Here is an 18,478-nt window from a genome sequence, read left to right as displayed (position 1 = left end):
ATCGTCCCGGGCTTTAGCCCTGAGCCAGAAACTGCCATTTGCGCGTTTCGTAATCCGCCTCACTGGCGGCGCGCGCATTGAACGGTTCGATCCCACCCGGCCGCGGCGCTGCCTGCCCAACAGTAGTGCCGCTCGAATATCCGGGCCGGAGCGCCTCGTCGAACAGATAGGCCCGCTCCTGACGGGCCTGCTGCAAAGCCTCAAGCACACCGACCACTGAGCCGTCCTCGCCCCGATCGATCCCCTTCAGGTCAATCAGCCGCACAACATCATCAGGATTATGCGCGCCATTACGGATCGCCTCCGCCCGAAGCGCCGACACAATAACCTCCCGGTCACTGTCTTCCCGCACCCGGGCCAACGCCTCCTCATGACTGCGCTGAAGCGTCTCCTGTCGCGTCACAACATCCGTCATTTCCTGACGGACCGCCTCAACCTCACTCCGCGCTTCATTCAACGCCCGACGCAGAGCCTCTACATCCTCAATGGTGTCATCAGTTCCGGACATCATTCCCCCGTCAACACTCATGCTTGTTCAGAAGCACACCATTGCTCCAGCATTTTCCATTCCGTATTCGGATCAGAATTTCCCGATGCCATCGCAAACATCCGAACCGCCGTTTCACGGCTCAGAATTCCATTGGAAACAGCCGTCACCAGCCCCTGCGTCAGTGAAAGAAGCTCCGGATCAGTGGACGGAAACCACGCCGGCCACCGCAAACTCATGCGGCAGTACGGCAGGTCCTTGACCAGCGTTCCCCCGATCCGAAGCCCGTTTTCCAGAACACAGGAAAACCGGCACGCCATCCGGTAAATCGAAATCAACGCACCTTCGCCGTAGGAATGGCGCAAACGATCCACCAGCCAGATCAGAGGCTGACACATCATCTCCATGGCCTTGCCCGACTGCGTGCCGCCCACCCGGTCACCATGAGCCCGGTTGCCATGCAACTGCTCCAACACCACCAGACGCAGTTCCCGATAATGATCGAGCACCGCCCCCGCTGCGTTCCCGTTAATTTCCAGCAGTTTGGCATCACCCTCGGGGGGAAGCGTCAACGCCGAAGCTGCCCCCCCCTGATGTGCAATCCCGTCGGAAAATCCACCTGTCTTCAGAACCAGCGTCGGATCTGAGCCATATTTCAGCCCCCGACCTGCCTGTGACAGCAGATAATCCGCTTCGATCACCGTATCGATGGCCCGCTCGAACGTGCACTCACCTTCCGGATCACGCCCACAAGGCCCACCCAGATTGCGTATCCACACAATAGGCACGAACCCCAACCCATGCCGAACAGAGCGGCTCTCGTCCCGAACCCCGCCATCCATTCCCACCAGCCAGGGCACGGAAACCGCACAATCCAACGGCGTCCAGACCCGCTGCCACCAGAACTGGGCACCCAGAAGCTCATCCGCAATCGGATAACCCTGCGCCGCCAGATCCCGCCCCCGGACCAGAAACCGCTCCTCAACCCGAAGCAGTTCCCCTGTCGCATCATCCCAGAACGGCGTCAGATATGCTGTTTCCAGCACGGACAACTTCGGAACCCCGGCCGAGACCTCGAACAGGATCGCAACCGATCCCACCGACCCCAGCCGCGCCGCTTCCATCAGCAACGACGCCAGCCGGGCCTGCGAAGCAAACGCGCTCAAAGCATGCGCCACCCGCGCATCATCCGTCACCAGACCAGGCCAGTGCGTATCCCCGAACAGCAGCGAAACCGACTCATCCACAACCGTCCGGCACAAATTCGTGCGAACAGAAGGACGCCGGCTGGACAGCGGAATATATTCTCCCGCCCCAGACTTCTCCTTCGAGAACGGATGCGGCAACGCATCATACTGCGTTCCGTCCAGAACACGCTTAAGCGCCAGCAGCCGCGCCGTCCGCGCGGACGCACCCGCGGGAACAGCATGCGGGAACAGCATAACGCTGTTGCAGGGACAACCAGTCCATGTGTTCTCCATTGTTTCAGGCCACATCCCGACCCGCAAAGATCGGTTCAGCGCGCCAGCGAAAATCCAGACGAGCTCCAGCCCGTCATGCCGCCGTTTCCGGCAAGCATCAGTTCACTCAGCCCCCAGACCATCGCATCCGCCCGGTCCGGAGACCGTGGACCGCGATATCCACTGACCGAGAAATGGCAAAGCTGATCCTCCAGAGCCGGAAACCGCCCATGATGCACAACCCTGCCAACCTCATAGAGCGCTGCAACCGGCTCTGCGCGTGCCGCCTTCCCCCGCGCCGCTGTCACCAGCTTGACCGAGGCATGCGACCGCACACTCCGGATCGTGCCCTCTACCAGAGCCCCGCCGAAGTTCCGCTCCGCAACAATGCGTTCAGCACCCCATTCATCAAATGCCCGCAGGGCTCTTGCAGCCCAGCCCGCCGGACTATCCCTGGCAGAAAGATCTTCCAGAACATGCCCCACACCAGCCGCATCAACGCCGCAGACCACAATCCCGATCTCGTCGGACCTGTAATCTTCCGGTCCCGCAGCCCCCGAAGGATCAACAGACACCAGAATACGCCGCATCCGAGCCGCAACATCCGAACGGCTCTGCGACGTAATCGCCACCTCGCGCCGGAATATCTCCAGCCGCCACAGCGCGCCTTCAACAACCGATTGATATTCACCATACAGAAACCGCCGCCTTTCCCGCTCAGGGAGCGCTTCAAGGCTGGCGAGATAATCCTCGCTCAAATTATCTCGGTTAGCCTGCGGATTGAGGATCATCGTCGCATACAGCGACCTGTTGTCCGCTAACGGTTCTCCCGACTTCGGCTCGATCCCGCTTTCAAAAAGCGCATAAAGCCAGTGCCCCATGCTCGGCGGATTGGCATCAATATATTCCTTCACCGCCAGACCCGTCTTCTGCGCCAGGCGCGTCAGAAGCATGTTCCGCGCGCCATAACTGATCTGGCTGGCCTCGTTCAAATAAACGGTCGCAAATTCCAGACCCAGAATTTTCTCGGTCCGCTGTTCGTCATCCAGCCCCCCGAAAAAGATCGTCGATCCATTCGGGAACGTCACAACACAGTCCTGGCGATCCAGCTTCCACCCGACCTGCGGAAAACACATCCGCATGACCTTCGGAAACGTGTCCCGCAAAACCGACGCCTTCAGCGCCGTCAGCCGATAACGAAAAATGCCATGCCGACTGTCCGGTGCCTTCAGCGCCCGGATCACAACGGCCCGAACCAGAACAAAGGTCTTCCCGGACCGCGAGCCACCCCTCAGAAAAATATGCCGCGCCGGCCCACCCAGAAGCCGCACCGCCTCACGTTGCGAATCATTCAGTCTAAAGGGCGTTGTCATCACTGCTGATGCTAATCGAAATCATCCCCGACCGCCCTTCGGATTCCATACCCCCCCTGAAACGGGACGGACGATGCGCCCGAAGCAGAAACGCCATCAACCCGTCACTGTACCGTTTACGAACAATCGGATTGCCCGTATCCGGATCACAGACGACACGCCCCGCATACGTAACAGGCTCATCGTATCCCTCCACGGCGCGTCGACGCGCTTCCGCTTCAAGAGCATCCACAGCCTCTTCCAGAGCCTCCTCCCACTGGGAAGAAAATTCCTTATCCGTATCTTTCCAGAGGTATAACGTACTGCGCTGAACTTCAGCGACACGCCCGGCTTCAGAAATATTTCCACTCACAGACAGATGTTCGAGAAATCTCTTCTTCCGTTCCCAAGACTGTTCCCGCCGCAAAGAACATTTACCAGATACGTCATCATCCATCTGCTTCAACCCTTTCCCCCAGATCGCCCTGAGCACCAACCATCAGATGGCTTTCAACGAAGCCTCCCTGCGGCTCATCATCATGCCACTCTCGAGCCAGACAGCCCGAACCGGCTTGTGCCGAGGCCGATCCCTGTGACCCGTCCCTCGCCGCGCCAGGGTTTCCACATTCCGCTGCGTCTGTTCTCGTTCAGCCTGCACCGCCACACGGGAGAGGGTTTCCGGCGCGATCTCTCCAATCACCCGGGCAGAAAGAACCGACCGCTGACAGGAAATGGACCGGCACCGAACATCCAGGCGAGAAAGACCTGCATCCACCAGTTCATGCCATTCCAGAACAACATCTGCCCGATGAACCGGCTCGCCTTCATAAACAAGAGGACATCCGACAAATGAACCTGCACTTTTCCGAAGAACAATGAATGTCTGTCTGCCAGACAACACAACGCTACCAGAAGAAATTTCACATTTTTCCATAAATCAGGAAACTTCCAAAATAAAAGCCGACCTTCTTTTGAAAGGTCGGCTTCAGATTTTCATGTCGTAATTCTTCAGTATGTATTTTTTATACCAAAACCGCGTTCATATATCAAGCGGTAATTTATCGTTAACCAGATTTTTCCTATTTTTCTTTTTGGATAACACCTCATAGGCATGCGCCAACTGTTCCAGAAGCAGTGCACACTGAGCCGACACCTTCATCCGCGCACGCCCTTCTGACAAAGCTGGATAGAGATGCCGCGCCATAACCGAAAACGACATTTCCCGCGCCAAAAGCATCTCGAGACGAACATGCGCACACAGTCCCAGCATGTCACGAATCTGCGTAATCCGCGCAGAACACTGCCCGCGCCCCATCATCCAGGTGTGAATATCTCCCCGCTCCCTGACACGACCATCAGAAGATGGAGTTTCCACCACCCCCAGAGAGGCAAAAACATATTCGCGATACAAGCGATCCGCAGCAGCCAGTTCATCGTCCCCGATATCGCCGGCGTCGTACATGGACTGCACCGCGTTCACGACCCGGAACGTATTTCCAACCCCGCGGATCTCAGAATGGCTATATCGCTCCCCAGTCGGCCTGACCACACCCTCGGGCAGTCCCGCAACAGCGACTGGTATTTCCCGCACCATCTCGAACATCAGTTGATCTCCAGCCCAGTCTCACGACCACCCATCGGCTGCAGTCCCGGAAAGACCGGTACCAGATCCGCCCCCCACAGCGCACTCCAACTTACAGGATGACCCGCAGGTAATGTTTCGGCGGTCTCCCGGTCCGTCACCGTCCGCATACGTGAAGCCGACGCCTCAGATGTTTTTCTCGCAGAACGTCCCCGCCCCTTGCGTGCACTTCCCTGCTCAGGTAGCCAACCATCGGACGCCAGCATGGCGGCGAGAGCGCTTGCGGATACCCGCCGGGGTGCGGAACCTGACTTGACCTGCCTCATCTCAACATCCTTCATCAGTACAGAATTGTTGCTAACTTTGGCAAAATGCCACAGTGTGTGATAAAAAAAACTTCTTCTGGATTTGGCATAAAGCCATTGCTAAAAAGGCCTCATGGCCAAACACAAGCGCCCGGACTCTCTGACTGCACTCCAACGAGCCATCGGAACTCGCATTTCCTGGGCTCGTGAACTCGTCATGCCCAATCAGAGCGAGTGCGCCCGCCTGCTGGGCGTTGACGCTTCGACCCTCAACAAGATCGAACGCGGTGACCGCGCACCCAGCGTCTTCCTCATTGCTGCACTGTCGAACCGTCTGCGCGTCTCGACAGATTTTCTTCTAAAAGGCGTCCTGAACGGTCGTACCGACGAAGAACTGGCTTTGCGGCTGGCTGCCCTGCACCCAGAACTGGTGCTCCAGCGACAAGACATGGCTCCGAACACGGACAGAAACACATCTTCCGACACACCTGATCCGCCCAAGAGACCAGATGAGGAGATCCATTAGTGACTGTTTCACTGGTTTCCATACGCTTTCAGGCGCCCCCCATTCGATACGACACGATAAGCTCGCCTTATCGATGGAATGAACAAATCGGAAACATTCCCGGTCATCAAAACATCTAAATTCATTGACCGGCTCCCTTCCTTCCCCGTTAGCTGCCCCCATGACAACCTCCGATTAACGATAAATTAATGGCACTATGCCATTGGGTCAAGGAACAAATATGGCTTTAAGCCATTAAGACAGCTTTTGAGCACCACCAATTTTCCGAATTGCAGCCACAATCCGGCATAGCAGACAGGCATCCTCAACCGCATTTCACAGAGGAATCGCGCTGAAGAGGCTCATATTACAGCTTTTTTCTGACTGTATATTTTAATGAAATTTGTACTTTTGAAGCACCAATTCAATTATCGAGACATTCTATGTCCGCCCACGCAGACGCTTTCCCGAAAAAAAATTACGGCGCTTTTTCACAATCCCAAGCACCAAACGGCCCTTCCCCTCAGACAGGAGCGCCTGAGGGGTATCTGCATCATTCAAAGTACTCACCCTGTCCTCAGAGCTACTCGTGAATGACGTCCAAATCTCCGAACCGGGTATATTCCCCTTCGAAATACAGCTGGATCATTCCGGTAGGGCCATGCCGCTGCTTCTCAAGAATCAACTCGGCCTTGTTGTGCACCAGAGCCATCTTGCGCTGCCACTCCTCTGTCGCAGCCTGGAACTTGTCATTGCTGTCATAGGCACTGTCTTTGGGCTGGCGCTGCTGCAGGTAATATTCGTCGCGATAAACGAACATGACCGCATCCGCATCCTGCTCGATCGAACCCGATTCGCGCAGATCCGACAGCATCGGTCGCTTATCCTCACGCGACTCGACCTGACGTGAAAGCTGGGACAACGCAATCACAGGCACGGAAAGCTCTTTCGCAATCGCCTTGAGCCCCTGCGTAATCATCGAAATTTCCAGAACACGACTGTCAGGCTTCGTTCCGATGGCCGGACGCATTAGCTGCAGGTAATCTACCACCACTAGGCTCAGGCCCTGCGTCCGCGCCAGGCGGCGGCATCGCGTCCGCATGGCAGACAGGGAAATCGCCGGCGTATCGTCGATATAGAGCGGCAGTCGCTGAAGCTCACGCGCAACCCGCACAAACCGGTCAAATTCCTTCTGCCCGATATCACCGCGCCGGATCTTTTCACCCGAAACTTCAGCCTCACCCGAAAGAATACGGGTCGCCAGCTGCTCGGATGACATTTCCAGCGAGAAAATCGCCACCGCCCCTTTGGGCTTCTCGCCGCTGTCTTCGGCATCCCGCAGGATCGAGCGTGCCGCTGAGAACGCGATTTTGGTCGCCAACGCCGTCTTGCCCATCGCAGGACGCCCGGCAAGGATGATCAGATCGGAAGGATGCAAACCACCCGTACGCTTGTCAAAGTCCCGCAGACCCGAAGTCAAACCAACCACGTCGCCAGTACGCTGATAGGCCTGGGTCGCAACACTGACAGCTACCGTGAGCGCCTTGGTAAACGAGACAAACCCGCCTTCTTGCCCCCGCTCCGTCGCCAACTTGAACAATGCTTCTTCAGACGCCGCAATCTGATCGGAACCATCCAGATCCGGCCGCGCCCCAAAAGCATTGTTAACGACAGTTTCACCAATATCGATCAATTGCCGACGGACCCAGGCATCATGGATCACCCGTCCATAATCACCCGCATTGACGATACCCACCATCGCCGTCAGCAGCTTCGCCAGATAGGCCGGGCCACCTGCAGCATCCAGAACACCGGTATGCTCGAATTCCGCACGCATGGTCACGGGATCGGCCAACTGCCCCCGCTCGATGCGGCGGGCAATGGCCTCGTAGATCCGTCCATTGAGCGGATCAGAAAAATGAGCCGGCTCCAGAAAGTCCGAAACCCGCTCATACGCCTTGTTATTGGTCAGAATGGCGCCCAGAAGCGCCTGCTCGGCCGCCGTACTGGACGGCGGACTGCGCCTCAGCAGGACACCCAGATCTCCGTCGTTCGAGGAAGCATCAGAGACGGTCGGAGAAGAATGCGATTCGATCATGTTCACGCTGCCCTTCTACCATCCTGCATCGCGACCAGAAACGGATTACCGCGCGACCCAACCATCCTCAGCCAGAACAACACCCGCCAGATAAAGGCTACCACAGATCAGTACGCGTGCAGGCGCACCCCCTCCAGCCACCAAACGCTCCAGAGCGTCCCTGACGGTGGGACCGGCAATCGCCCGCCCCCCCGAAGCCGCAATGATCTCTTCGACTGGCATCGCCAGATGCTGTCCCGGCTCTGCCACCGCCTGAACCGAAGCCGCCCGCTCAACAATCGGCTTCAAAAACCCAGAAGCATCCTTGGTCTGCTTCACACCCGCGATCACGTGGACCGGCCGGTCTTTCCAGCCATCAAGAACCATTCCCAACACCTGCCCCGCATCCGGATTGTGCCCACCATCCAGATAGAGTTCCCACCCTGCAGGAAGCATCTGCGCCAGCATGCCATCCAGTTTCTGCAACCGTGCAGGCCAGAAGGTCTTGGAAAGACCCTGATAAACCGAAACCGGCAAAGCCAGCCCAGAAACCCGTAATGCGGCCACAGCCAGCGCCGCATTCCCCGCCTGATGCTGCCCTTTCAGAGCCGGCACGGGCAGAGAGAGCACACCATCCACATCCCGATATTCCAGACCATCCGCACTCTCGGCAAAGACAATATCCTTCCCGATCACTCGAAGCGGCGCATTCAGTTCCGCAGCCCGACGGCGAATGACATCCAGCGCCTCCGGTGCCTGGGCAGCCGAAACAACCGGCACACCCTCCTTGATAATCCCGGCCTTCTCTCCGGCAATAGCCGCAACCGTACTGCCCAGAAACGCCTCATGATCCAAACTGATCGGTGTAATCACGCAGACCGCAGGCTTCGGCACGACATTGGTCGCATCCAGTCGCCCCCCAAGTCCGACTTCCAGCACCACCAGATCAGCCGGAACCTGCGAAAACAGCAGGAACCCCGCCGCCGTCAGAACTTCAAAAACCGTAATCGGAGCGCCGGCATTGACCTGCTCGACCTTCTCGAGCGCGGCAACCAGAACATCCTCATCCACAAGCCGTCCCGCCAACCGAAAGCGCTCGGTCACACTCACAAGATGCGGGCTGCTCATGACATGCACGCGCAGACCTCCCGCCTCGGCTATGGCCCGCAGATTGGCGCAGGTACTGCCCTTACCGTTCGTCCCCGCCACATGAATGACAGGCGGCAGATGACGCTCGGGATTACCCAGCTTCGCCAGAAGCGCCTCAAGCCGCCCCAGAGAAAGATCAATCAGCGCCGGATACAACTCCTGCAACCGCGCAAGAACAGCCCCCGGACGCCCCTGATACTCGCCGGACAGCCGAACCGGCGTCCCACGCTCCACAGTCATTAGGCCGCCGCGTCGGAAACGGTTTTCTGGCGCGTCATGATGCCTAAAATCCGCCCCAGCAGTTCCGGAAGCTCGGAGCGCTTGGCCACAATATCGACCATACCGTGCTCACGCAGATACTCCGAACGCTGGAAGCCCTCAGGCAGCTTCTCACGAACGGTGTCCTGAATGACACGAGGCCCCGCAAACGCGATCAGCGCATTGGGCTCGGCAATATGCACATCGCCCAACATAGCGAAAGACGCCGAAACACCACCCGTCGTCGGGTTCGTGAACACGACAATATAAGGCAGACCCGCTTCCTGAAGCATCTGCACACCAATCGTCGTCCGCGGCATCTGCATCAGACTAACAACGCCTTCCTGCATCCGCGCACCACCCGAAGCCGTATAGACCACCAGCGGTGACTTCTGCAGAACAGCCAGACGGCAGGCGGCCACAAAAGCCTCGCCCAGCGCAGCCCCCATCGTCCCCAGCAGGAACTCGGGCGCCATGACCGCAACAACAGCCTTCTGCCCCTTGATCATGCCATGAGCAACGACCAGTGCCTCATCGAGATGCGACTTGTTCCGCGCATCCTTCAGACGGTCCGTATAACGCTTGGAATCCTTGAATCCCAGCGGATCGACCGGCATCTTCGGCAGCTCGATGGTGGTGTATTCCCCCCCGTCGAACGTCCATCCCAGACGCTCCTTTGCCGTTGCCCGCATGTGATGGCCGCAATGCGGACAGACTTTCTCAGACCGTTCCAGCTCCTTGGTGAGCATCATCTGCCCGCAGGATTCGCAGTTGGTCCACAGATTGTCCGGCACGTCCCGCTGAAGCAGGCCACGCAGCTTGGGTCGGACGTAGTCGGTCATCCAGCTCATGTCGTCTCGTTACTTTCTGCCCGCCTTCAGGACAAAGGACGGAGTGGGGTTAAAGCCCGGCGAAGGGCTGCATTCTCTGGCGCGTTTTAACGCCCGAAGGCCAAATATGCCAGCCCAACCATCAGAGGCCCGTCTTATCGCTCACGCCTGCATCACAAACCATGCCATCTTCTCCAACATGACCCGTCACAGCGGACGTCATACCCGGGATCCGGCTCCTTTACCGAAAAGGCCTACCCGACAGAGCATGTTCCTGAACGGAGAAGACCATGTCCGACAGTTTCAACACCATCCGCTTCCCCAGTCCGCAGGGCCTCAAACCCGGCTGGTTCATCGGCTTCGGTGCCTTCCTGATCATTCTCGGTACCCTAGCCGCCCTAGATGCCATCACCACCACTCTGACCAGCATGGTCATTCTCGGCGCCCTCATGATCATCGGCGGCGTCGCCCAGGTCATGCAGAGCTTCGCCCATCGCGGCCTTCCCCTCCCGAACAAGTGGCTGTCCGGACTGATCGGTGCCCTCTACATTTTCGGCGGCCTGCTTTTGATTGAAGAGCCCGCAACCGGCTCGATCTTCCTGACCGCCATTCTCGCTGGCTGCCTGATCTTCGCCGGCCTCGCCCGCACCTTCTGGGCTGGCGGTCATCGCAACAACCGAAGCTGGCTCGCCCTTGCCATCAGCGGACTCATCACGCTGCTCATCGGCATCATGCTCTACATGACACTACCTTGGTCCGGCCTGTGGCTGATCGGGATGTTCATTGCGGTAGAGCTTCTGATGGCCGGCATCGCCACAGTCCTGTTCGGACTCTCCCTGCGCGACAACGCCTGACACTAAACACTCCGGCAAGCGACAGCCTGCCGGAACATCAAAATCAGGCCCTGACGGCCGCCGCCAGACCTTCAAGCTGTTTCAGAACTGCCGGAACCGTGCGGTCCGTCGCCTGGTCATTCTCCAGCGTGGACGCCATGGTCTTGATCAAGGCCGAAGCCACCACAGCCGCATCCCCGATCCGAGATGCCGTCCGCGCCTGCTCCGGAGTAGAAATCCCGAAACCAACGGCCACCGGCAGGTCCGTCGCTTCCCGGATCCGCGGCAACGCCTGCTCCAGATCCTCCGCACTCGCGCTGTTCGTCCCGGTAATCCCGGTAATGCTCACATAATAGACAAACCCGCTTGCGTCCCTCAGGACGTGAAACAAACGAGAGTTCGACGTTGTCGGTGCCACCAGCGAGATGATATCGAGACCTGCTTCCCGCGCATGCGCATCCAGAAGATCAGCCTCTTCAGCCGGCATATCGACGACAATAATCCCGTCCACACCCGCCTGAGCCGCATCAAAGCAAAATTCGGCCGGACCATAACTGTCAATCGGGTTGAGATACCCCATCAGCACGATCGGCGTTTCACTGTCGCTCTCACGAAACGCCCGGACCATTTCCAGCACACGCCCCAGCGTCGCACCAGCCTTGAGACCACGAAGCGCCGCCGCCTGAATCGTCGGCCCATCCGCGGACGGATCGGAGAACGGCACACCAATCTCAATCAGATCAGCCCCCGCCGCCGGCATCGCCCGCAGCAACTCCAGCGAAGTATCATAATCCGGGTCACAGGCCTGAAGATACGGAATCAGGGCGCCACGCCCTTCCTTCTTCAGGGCCGCAAAACGTGTCTGAATACGGCTCACAGCTTCACTCCCAGATGATGCGCCACAGTAAAGATGTCCTTATCCCCACGCCCGGAAACATTCAGGACAATGATCTGGTCGTTCGCCATGATGGGCGCAATCTTCATGACATGCGCCAGCCCATGCGCACACTCAAGCGCAGGAATAATACCCTCCGTCCGCGTGCAGACCTGAAACGCCTCAAGCGCCTCCTCATCCGTTACGCCGACATATTCGGCCCGACCGATATCATTCAGCCAGGAATGCTCAGGCCCGATCCCCGGATAATCCAGCCCCGCACTGATCGAATGAGCCTCCTCAATCTGTCCGTGCTTATCCTGGAGCAGATATGTCCGATTGCCATGCAGCACACCCGGCCGACCACGGGAAATGGACGCTGCCGTCTTCCCGGAATCCAGCCCATGCCCTGCCGCCTCGACACCAATCAGCCTGACGGACGCATCATCCAAGAACGGATGGAAAATCCCCATCGCGTTCGACCCGCCCCCGATAGCCGCCACGATCACATCCGGCAGACGTCCCTCAGCCTGCGTAATCTGTTCCTTGACCTCCATCCCGATAACGGACTGAAAATCTCGAACCATCTCCGGATACGGATGCGGCCCCGCGACCGTACCAACGAGGAAATACGTGTCGGCAACATTGGCCACCCAATCACGCATGGCCTCGTTCATCGCATCCTTGAGCGTCCCTGCCCCAGCCGTCACCGGCTTCACTTCCGCGCCCAGCAGATGCATACGGAACACATTGGGCTTCTGACGCTCAACGTCCGTAGCACCCATGTAAATCGTGCATTTCAGCCCAAAAAGCGCACAGACCGTCGCCGTCGCCACACCGTGCTGCCCCGCACCGGTTTCCGCGACAATCCGCGTCTTACCCATCCGCCGGGCAACAAGAATTTGACCCATGACGTTGTTGAGCTTGTGGGAACCGGTATGGTTCAGCTCTTCACGCTTGAAGTAGACTTTCGCGCCGCCAAGCTCTTCCGTCAGATGCTGCGCAAACCACAGTGGGCTCGGACGACCAACATAATCCTTCAGGTAATAGTCCAGTTCCCTGCGGAATTCCGGATCGGCCTGCACCGCGCGATAGGCTTCATCCAGCTCAAGCAGCAGGGGCATCAGTGTTTCCGCAACAAAGCGACCACCGAAAATCCCGAACCGTCCTCGGTCATCAGGGCCGGAACGAAGAGAATTGGACAGGGGGGAAGATGTGTTCGTCATACCGCACTCGGTTCCACTTCAGAGCCCCAATGCGATACCAAGGGCAGCCCCCGCCGTCCATCCATCTCGCTGATTTCGGACTTATCCTGCAACAATTCCGGGACAGGACCTTGCGATCCCGCTGCAGTCAGGACATGAGAGAGCCTCACAGCCATTTCATTTATTCCAAGGATCTGCCTGATGTTCCTCGTGCGCCCCGCTGGCGTTCCGGCCCGGGAAATCGGACCGGATATCGACATTTCGAAAGCGGTCTGGCTCGACCTCATCAATCCGACCCCGGACGAAATCACCCGAGCTGAAAAGGCCCTTGGTACCCATATCCCCCGCCGGGAAGAACTGGAGGAAATCGAAAGCTCGTCCCGCCATCACGAAGAAGATGGAGTCCTCTATCTCTCAACCCCCCTCGTCAGACGAGCAGAAGGCACGGCATTTTCCCTGCCGATCGGCTTCGTCCTGACCGACAGACGCCTCATCACCGTCCGTTATGCCGACTATTACGGGTTTGACATCGTCGGACGCCGTCAGGCCGAACGCGACCCAGCCAAAGGCGAGCCTTCCGCCAACGAAGTCCTCGTCGAGATCATTGAGGAAGTCATCAACCGTCTGGCAGACACCTTGGAAGGCCTTGGCCGCGACCTCGACGCCATCTCCAAACGGGTCTTCAACACCGATCGTCCCCGAGACCCGGCGCGCGCGGGAGAAATGCTGCGTGAAACCCTGCGCCGCCTCGGCCATGGCGGCGATCTCGCCTCCATGATCCGCGACAGCTTGCTCGGGCTGGACCGGATCCTGATCTATATCAGCGACAGGACAGAAAAAGATCCACAGGCCCTGAAAACGCGCATCAAGGTCGCAGGGCGCGACATCGCCTCTCTCAACGACTTCGATGCCCAGACCGTCAATAAGGTCCAGTTCCTGCTCGACGCCACACTCGGCTTCATCAGCATCGAACAGAATGATGGCATGAAAGTCCTGACCGTCGTCAGCGCCATTGGCATCCTGCCAACCCTGATCGCAGGCATTTACGGCATGAACTTCCACAACATGCCCGAACTGTCATGGAAATACGGCTATCCCTACGGCCTGACCCTCATGGCACTTTCGGTCATACTGCCGCTGCTCTGGTTCTGGCGTCGAGGATGGTTCGGCGCCCGTTAGGAAGCCTCTTCCACCCGCAATCCCGGCCCCACGGACCGCTCCAGCAGAACCGACCGCTGATAAGCAACCGGAAACTGCCGCAGCTGCTTCTCCCAAAGCGCCGGATCTCCATTACCGTTCTTCGGCAAAACAACACTATCCACCCCACATCGGCGCAGAAACGCCGCCTGATCCGGCAGAATATGCCCCTCCGCGCGGATCTCACCGGAAAACCGCAGATATTCCCGCAACTCTCGGGCCTGCGTGAACCCACGCCCATCCCTGAAAATCGGGAACCGCAGCACCACGAGATCCAGCCGGTTCAGATAAGGCCGCAAAAGCGCCGGATCGTCCGCACTCTCCAACAGGACAGCCCGCGCGTCATCCCGTTCCGCCAGTTCTCCAACCGTTACCAGCACTTCATGAACCTGCGCGGTCCGCTCACCAAGTTCAAACAGTTTCATATGCCGCCTCCCTGAAAGGCTCATGCCCCAGCCGCGTCAACGTATCGAGGAACGTCTCGCCGTTCTCCCGGCGCCCGAGATAGCAGTCTACAAGCCGCGCAATCGCATCCACTGTCTCATCTTCCGGCAGAGCGGCCCCCAGAATCGTCCCGATCGCCGCACCATTCTCAGCCTGGCCACCAACCGTCAGCTGGAAGAATTCTTCTCCACGCTTGTCCACGCCCAAAAGTCCGATATGCCCGGCGTGATGGTGTCCACAGGCATTGATGCAGCCCGAAATATTGATCCGCAACGCCCCAATTTCCGCCTGAAGCGCCGTATCCGCAAAACGCGCCCCCAGCTTCTGGGCAATCGGAATGGACCGCGCATTCGCCAGCGCACAGTAATCCAGCCCCGGGCACGCCACGATATCGCCGATCAGCCCGATATTCGCTTCCGCAAGCCCGACTTCCGACAGTCCAAGCCACAGATCCCGCAGCCGGTCCTTGCGGACATGCCCCAGAACCACATTCTGCAAATGCGTGATCCGGATTTCCCCAAACGAATACGCATCCGCCAGATCCGCCAGACGACCGATCTGCGCCGACGTCGCATCCCCTGGAATCCCGCCAGCCGGCTTCAGCGAAATGGTCGCAATGATATGCCCAGGATCGCGATGAACATGCGTATTGCTCCGCACCCAGCGATCAAACAGCGGATCATCCCTCCGCTGCTGCGTCAGCACAGCATCCGCATCGTCCGGCGCCTCAAGCAATGGCACGGCAAACCGCGCCCGGATCGCCGCAACCGCCTCCGGCGTCAGCCGGTACCGATCCAGCTCCATCTGACCCAGTTCGGCTTCTACAGCCTCCCGATAGGCCTCAACCCCGATTGCCTGAACGAGAATCTTGATCCGCGCCTTGTAGATATTATCGCGACGCCCATGAGCATTATAGACGCGCAAAATAGCCTCAAGCGTCGCCAGCAGGTGCTCCTCGCGCACGCTGTCAAACAGCTCTTCGCCAATAACCGGCGTCCGCCCCAGTCCCCCGCCCACAAAAATCCGGAACACCGGAGCCCCATCCTCACCCGGACGAGCCAGAATCCCGATATCATGAAAGCGTGCGGCCACCCGGTCATTCGGACTGCCCGAAATCGCAATCTTGAACTTGCGTGGAAGGAACGTGAATTCAGGATGCAGCGTGGACCACTGCCGCAGAACCTCCGCATGAACCCGCGGGTCCACCAGCTCATCCGCCGCCGCGCCCGCATACTCATCCGCCGTCACATTGCGGATGCAGTTTCCGCTGGTCTGGATGGCATGCATGTCCACTTCAGCCAGCTCACGCAGAATATCCGGCGTATCTTCCAGCCGGATCCAGTTGAACTGGATGTTCTGCCGCGTCGTGAAGTGCCCATAGTCGCGATCATAACGCCGGGCGATCTCGCCCAACTTGCGCAACTGCCGACTGTCCAGAATTCCATAAGGAATGGCCACACGGAGCATATAGGCATGTAGCTGCAGATAGAGCCCGTTCATCAGCCGCAGCGGCTTGAACTCATCCTCACTCAGCGTCCCGTCCAGACGACGGTTCACCTGTCCCTCGAACTCGGCAATCCGCGCCTGAAGGAAATCCCGGTCTACCCGGTCATACTGGTAATGGCCGACAGGAATGCTCACTGTTCGGTCTCCACTGCAAATTCGGGATGAACTGTCGGGCCATGAGCCCGGATCTTTTCACGAACCGTGACAGGCTCCGGCGGAACAGCAGCCTGCACCGCCGTATCATAGACGCCCACCACCCCATCACGCTGGGCCTCTGCCACTACGCGCGCAAGCACTGCTTCCGCCTCATCCGCATCCAGAAGGGCCGCGCGTCCAATATGCAGATCCCACGTCCCGTCTTCACACCACCAGACGATCCGACCATCCAGCAAGCGGTTGGCAGTCAAAACCAGCTTCTGACCAGGTTCAAGTCGGACAGGACGTTTCATCAGCGCTCACCTTCCTGATGAATCCCGACCTGACCTTCAGACCGAACCCATCATGAATCCATCCCTGCTCCCACGCCTGAACAGCAGAACGAAGGCATACCTGAGACAGAAAATTCACCATAACAGATCAAACATTGATCCATCATGGTAGGATATCCAGTCCTGTAAAACCTATTTCGTGATTTTTACAAAATACTTTTTTTATTGGTTATATGGAGAAGGAAATCGGTGCCCGGCTTGGACGCTGCATTCCGGCTTCTTCCGCATGCTGCAGCAAATGCTCCAGCGTGACGGACGCCATCTTTTCCGAAACCTCATGATCCACCGACTGCCATAACGGCTCCAGAACCTTGCTCCGCAGAAGATTACCCCCATCTCCGGGCATTTCCTGATCTTCCGTCACAGTCCGGACGATCTCGTTCAGCGTGATGGTCCGCGGCGGCCGCCCCAGGCGATAGCCACCCTTGGGCCCACGGACACTGGAAAGCAGCCCGACCCGGGACAACGCCTGCAGCACGGGCTCAATCCCCCGACGCAGCATGTCACCACGCCGGGCAATATCCGCCCCACTCACAACCCCGGATCGGCCTGCATGGAAAGCGACATCCAGCATGATGGATATGGCGGTCAAAGCTCTATCACGACGGAGATACATGAGAATTCCGATTTGCTGCGACAGACGATATCATCATGACATAGTCCGATTTCAGTTCGTCTATCTCGTTTTCCATGCTGGAATGTCAATCACCCCTTGAGGAGTTATCCAGACTTCCAACATATTCACGATGAAAACGGTGCCCCAGAGACGTGAGAACCTCGTATCCGATCGTTCCCGCCGCTTCGGCAACATCATCGACACTCCGTCTGGGCCCAATCAGATCCACCATCATGTCTGGGCCTAATTTTCCTTCCGCCACATCTGAAATATCCACGATCAGGGAATCCATCGAGACCCGTCCCAGGATCGGCAGACGGATATCCTCGAACCACGCACAGCCCTGCCCAGCGCCATGCCGGGAAAAACCATCCGCATACCCGACAGCCACCGTCGCAATCCGGCGCACCCGATCAGGCCGATAGGTCAAGCCATAGCCAACCCCCTCACCCGGAAAAATCTCACGGATCTGCAGAATATGAGCCTGAAGCCGGACCACCGGCAAAAGCGGATTAGGGCCAGTCCGATTAGGTGCAATTCCATACAGCGCGGCACCCGGTCGCACGACATCCAGATGATAGTCCGCCCCAAGGAAAATCCCCGATGATGCAGACAGACTGAGCGGCGCAGACGGCAACCGCACGGACATCTGCAACATTCGGTCTTTCTGGGCCTGATTGGCAGGATGATCCGGCGTATCGGCGCAGGCCAGATGACTCATGACAAGACCGATCTTCAGCCCATCCACAAGTCCCTTATCCGTCTGCAAGGTTTCAAGATCGGCGTCGGAGAGTCCGAATCGTGACATCCCGCTATCAACCTGAAGCGCCGCTTCCGGGAGCGCGCCGGTCCGCAATCCTTCATCGCGCCACAGCGCAATCTGCTCAAGACTGTTCAGGACAGGCCGCAGACCATAACGCACACAGTCTGCAGACGCCCCTGGGCGCGGTCCATGCAGCACCGTAATCCGGGCCTGTTCCGAAACAACTGACCGCAGCCTGATACCCTCATCGACATGCGCGACAAAGAAATCCGTGGCTCCGGCATTCTCCAGAACCGGAGCAACCCGTTCGATTCCCAGCCCATAGGCATCAGCCTTGACGACCGCAGCACAGGAAGCACCTGAAGCCAGAGTCTGAAGATACCGGTAATTGGAAACAATCGCGTCCAGGTCCACCGTCAGGCGGGCACCGGCACGATAAGAAGGCCACAGAGGGTTAGGACATGCGCTCATCATGAAAAATTAGACTATCCTTTTCCCGATCAGAATATCCTACCGGACAACCGCATAATCTTTCAGTTAACAAAAA

Annotated in this window: 20 protein-coding genes; 3 read left to right on the top strand and 17 right to left on the bottom strand. The window is 58.2% G+C overall.

The features are described from left to right. Window positions 1–13: 13 nt before the first annotated feature. From IGS75_RS06675 to IGS75_RS06650, 7 genes are all read right to left on the bottom strand, one after another. A complete protein-coding gene (locus tag IGS75_RS06675) occupies window positions 14–529 on the bottom strand; it encodes a phage scaffolding protein (RefSeq protein WP_237469040.1) in 516 nt (171 codons plus the stop codon). Then, entirely contained in the window at window positions 526–1,929 is a 1,404-nt protein-coding gene (locus tag IGS75_RS06670) for a phage portal protein (protein WP_237469039.1), read from the bottom strand. Before IGS75_RS06670 ends, IGS75_RS06675 begins: the two co-directional genes overlap by 4 nt. Before the next feature lie 74 nt (window positions 1,930–2,003). Further along, window positions 2,004–3,320 (bottom strand): phage terminase large subunit, encoded by a 1,317-nt coding sequence (locus IGS75_RS06665; RefSeq protein ID WP_202257981.1) that lies wholly within the window; start codon window positions 3,318–3,320, stop codon window positions 2,004–2,006. Continuing rightward, on the bottom strand, window positions 3,304–3,672 hold the full coding sequence (locus IGS75_RS06660; protein WP_237469038.1) for a hypothetical protein: 369 nt from the start codon (window positions 3,670–3,672) through the stop codon (window positions 3,304–3,306). The genes IGS75_RS06665 and IGS75_RS06660 overlap by 17 nt, the downstream gene beginning before the upstream one ends. A 323-nt stretch (window positions 3,673–3,995) precedes the next feature. Continuing rightward, window positions 3,996–4,127 carry a hypothetical protein gene (locus IGS75_RS15690; protein WP_255320877.1) on the bottom strand — a complete coding sequence of 44 codons (132 nt, stop codon included), beginning with the start codon at window positions 4,125–4,127 and terminating at the stop codon, window positions 3,996–3,998. Window positions 4,128–4,338: 211 nt separating this feature from the next. After that, window positions 4,339–4,761: a hypothetical protein gene (locus tag IGS75_RS06655; RefSeq protein ID WP_237469037.1), complete on the bottom strand. Its 423-nt coding sequence runs from the start codon at window positions 4,759–4,761 to the stop codon at window positions 4,339–4,341. Window positions 4,762–4,901: 140 nt separating this feature from the next. Continuing rightward, window positions 4,902–5,207 carry a transcriptional regulator gene (locus tag IGS75_RS06650; RefSeq protein WP_141352007.1) on the bottom strand — a complete coding sequence of 102 codons (306 nt, stop codon included), beginning with the start codon at window positions 5,205–5,207 and terminating at the stop codon, window positions 4,902–4,904. 112 nt (window positions 5,208–5,319) lie between these two features. On the opposite strand from IGS75_RS06650, the gene IGS75_RS06645 reads away from it, so the two are divergent. Further along, window positions 5,320–5,712 (top strand): helix-turn-helix domain-containing protein, encoded by a 393-nt coding sequence (locus IGS75_RS06645; RefSeq protein WP_024717025.1) that lies wholly within the window; start codon window positions 5,320–5,322, stop codon window positions 5,710–5,712. A 562-nt stretch (window positions 5,713–6,274) separates the two neighbouring features. On the opposite strand, the gene IGS75_RS06640 is transcribed toward IGS75_RS06645, so the two are convergent. Genes IGS75_RS06640 through accD form a run of 3 tightly spaced genes read right to left on the bottom strand, consistent with a single transcriptional unit; the run spans window position 6,275 to window position 10,026 of the window. Continuing rightward, complete coding sequence (locus IGS75_RS06640; protein ID WP_202257977.1) at window positions 6,275–7,789, bottom strand: replicative DNA helicase; 1,515 nt, start codon at window positions 7,787–7,789, stop codon at window positions 6,275–6,277. Window positions 7,790–7,834: 45 nt separating this feature from the next. Next, window positions 7,835–9,157 carry a bifunctional folylpolyglutamate synthase/dihydrofolate synthase gene (locus IGS75_RS06635; protein ID WP_202257976.1) on the bottom strand — a complete coding sequence of 441 codons (1,323 nt, stop codon included), beginning with the start codon at window positions 9,155–9,157 and terminating at the stop codon, window positions 7,835–7,837. Further along, entirely contained in the window at window positions 9,157–10,026 is an 870-nt protein-coding gene (accD, locus tag IGS75_RS06630) for an acetyl-CoA carboxylase, carboxyltransferase subunit beta (RefSeq protein WP_141352001.1), read from the bottom strand. The genes IGS75_RS06635 and accD overlap by 1 nt, the downstream gene beginning before the upstream one ends. Before the next feature lie 269 nt (window positions 10,027–10,295). On the opposite strand from accD, the gene IGS75_RS06625 reads away from it, so the two are divergent. Next, complete coding sequence (locus IGS75_RS06625) at window positions 10,296–10,859, top strand: HdeD family acid-resistance protein (RefSeq protein WP_141351999.1); 564 nt, start codon at window positions 10,296–10,298, stop codon at window positions 10,857–10,859. A gap of 43 nt (window positions 10,860–10,902) precedes the next feature. On the opposite strand, the gene trpA is transcribed toward IGS75_RS06625, so the two are convergent. After that, on the bottom strand, window positions 10,903–11,715 hold the full coding sequence (trpA, locus tag IGS75_RS06620) for a tryptophan synthase subunit alpha (protein WP_202257975.1): 813 nt from the start codon (window positions 11,713–11,715) through the stop codon (window positions 10,903–10,905). Beyond that, the gene (gene trpB, locus IGS75_RS06615; protein WP_141351995.1) at window positions 11,712–12,938 is read right to left on the bottom strand and encodes a tryptophan synthase subunit beta; all 1,227 of its coding nucleotides are present in this window, start codon (window positions 12,936–12,938) and stop codon (window positions 11,712–11,714) included. The genes trpA and trpB overlap by 4 nt, the downstream gene beginning before the upstream one ends. A 180-nt stretch (window positions 12,939–13,118) precedes the next feature. Between trpB and IGS75_RS06610 the strand changes: the two genes are divergently transcribed. Next, a complete protein-coding gene (locus IGS75_RS06610) occupies window positions 13,119–14,096 on the top strand; it encodes a magnesium transporter CorA family protein (RefSeq protein WP_141351993.1) in 978 nt (325 codons plus the stop codon). Here the strand turns inward: IGS75_RS06610 and IGS75_RS06605 are convergent. The 5 genes from IGS75_RS06605 to alr form a co-directional block, all read right to left on the bottom strand. Continuing rightward, on the bottom strand, window positions 14,093–14,539 hold the full coding sequence (locus tag IGS75_RS06605) for a DUF934 domain-containing protein (protein WP_141351991.1): 447 nt from the start codon (window positions 14,537–14,539) through the stop codon (window positions 14,093–14,095). The genes IGS75_RS06610 and IGS75_RS06605 overlap by 4 nt on opposite strands. Next, entirely contained in the window at window positions 14,526–16,199 is a 1,674-nt protein-coding gene (locus IGS75_RS06600) for a nitrite/sulfite reductase (protein ID WP_141351989.1), read from the bottom strand. The genes IGS75_RS06605 and IGS75_RS06600 overlap by 14 nt, the downstream gene beginning before the upstream one ends. After that, entirely contained in the window at window positions 16,196–16,513 is a 318-nt protein-coding gene (locus tag IGS75_RS06595) for a DUF2849 domain-containing protein (RefSeq protein ID WP_202257974.1), read from the bottom strand. The genes IGS75_RS06600 and IGS75_RS06595 overlap by 4 nt, the downstream gene beginning before the upstream one ends. A gap of 208 nt (window positions 16,514–16,721) precedes the next feature. Next, on the bottom strand, window positions 16,722–17,168 hold the full coding sequence (locus IGS75_RS06590) for an RrF2 family transcriptional regulator (RefSeq protein ID WP_141351985.1): 447 nt from the start codon (window positions 17,166–17,168) through the stop codon (window positions 16,722–16,724). 85 nt (window positions 17,169–17,253) lie between these two features. Then, window positions 17,254–18,405 (bottom strand): alanine racemase, encoded by a 1,152-nt coding sequence (gene alr / locus IGS75_RS06585; RefSeq protein ID WP_373320009.1) that lies wholly within the window; start codon window positions 18,403–18,405, stop codon window positions 17,254–17,256. Window positions 18,406–18,478: the final 73 nt, after the last annotated feature.

Origin of the sequence: Gluconobacter sphaericus (genome assembly GCF_016757795.1) — a bacterium.
Classification (GTDB): Bacteria; Pseudomonadota; Alphaproteobacteria; order Acetobacterales; family Acetobacteraceae; genus Gluconobacter; species Gluconobacter sphaericus.
Note: the sequence above shows the minus strand (reverse complement) of the source record. Positions and strands in the feature narration are given on the sequence as shown.

Excerpts from the sequence above, each read along its gene's own strand:
- IGS75_RS15690 (WP_255320877.1), bottom strand. The coding sequence starts at position 4,127 with ATGAAGGCGAGCCGGTTCATCGGGCAGATGTTGTTCTGGAATGGCATG.
- alr (WP_373320009.1), bottom strand. The coding sequence starts at position 18,405 with ATGATGAGCGCATGTCCTAACCCTCTGTGGCCTTCTTATCGTGCCGGT.
- IGS75_RS06670 (WP_237469039.1), bottom strand. The coding sequence starts at position 1,929 with ATGCTGTTCCCGCATGCTGTTCCCGCGGGTGCGTCCGCGCGGACGGCG.
- IGS75_RS06665 (WP_202257981.1), bottom strand. The coding sequence starts at position 3,320 with ATGACAACGCCCTTTAGACTGAATGATTCGCAACGTGAGGCGGTGCGG.
- IGS75_RS06645 (WP_024717025.1), top strand. The coding sequence starts at position 5,320 with ATGGCCAAACACAAGCGCCCGGACTCTCTGACTGCACTCCAACGAGCC.
- IGS75_RS06590 (WP_141351985.1), bottom strand. The coding sequence starts at position 17,168 with ATGTATCTCCGTCGTGATAGAGCTTTGACCGCCATATCCATCATGCTG.
- IGS75_RS06655 (WP_237469037.1), bottom strand. The coding sequence starts at position 4,761 with ATGTACGACGCCGGCGATATCGGGGACGATGAACTGGCTGCTGCGGAT.
- IGS75_RS06675 (WP_237469040.1), bottom strand. The coding sequence starts at position 529 with ATGAGTGTTGACGGGGGAATGATGTCCGGAACTGATGACACCATTGAG.
- IGS75_RS06650 (WP_141352007.1), bottom strand. The coding sequence starts at position 5,207 with ATGAGGCAGGTCAAGTCAGGTTCCGCACCCCGGCGGGTATCCGCAAGC.
- trpB (WP_141351995.1), bottom strand. The coding sequence starts at position 12,938 with ATGACGAACACATCTTCCCCCCTGTCCAATTCTCTTCGTTCCGGCCCT.
- IGS75_RS06610 (WP_141351993.1), top strand. The coding sequence starts at position 13,119 with ATGTTCCTCGTGCGCCCCGCTGGCGTTCCGGCCCGGGAAATCGGACCG.
- IGS75_RS06605 (WP_141351991.1), bottom strand. The coding sequence starts at position 14,539 with ATGAAACTGTTTGAACTTGGTGAGCGGACCGCGCAGGTTCATGAAGTG.
- IGS75_RS06625 (WP_141351999.1), top strand. The coding sequence starts at position 10,296 with ATGTCCGACAGTTTCAACACCATCCGCTTCCCCAGTCCGCAGGGCCTC.
- accD (WP_141352001.1), bottom strand. The coding sequence starts at position 10,026 with ATGAGCTGGATGACCGACTACGTCCGACCCAAGCTGCGTGGCCTGCTT.
- IGS75_RS06640 (WP_202257977.1), bottom strand. The coding sequence starts at position 7,789 with ATGATCGAATCGCATTCTTCTCCGACCGTCTCTGATGCTTCCTCGAAC.
- IGS75_RS06595 (WP_202257974.1), bottom strand. The coding sequence starts at position 16,513 with ATGAAACGTCCTGTCCGACTTGAACCTGGTCAGAAGCTGGTTTTGACT.
- IGS75_RS06635 (WP_202257976.1), bottom strand. The coding sequence starts at position 9,157 with ATGACTGTGGAGCGTGGGACGCCGGTTCGGCTGTCCGGCGAGTATCAG.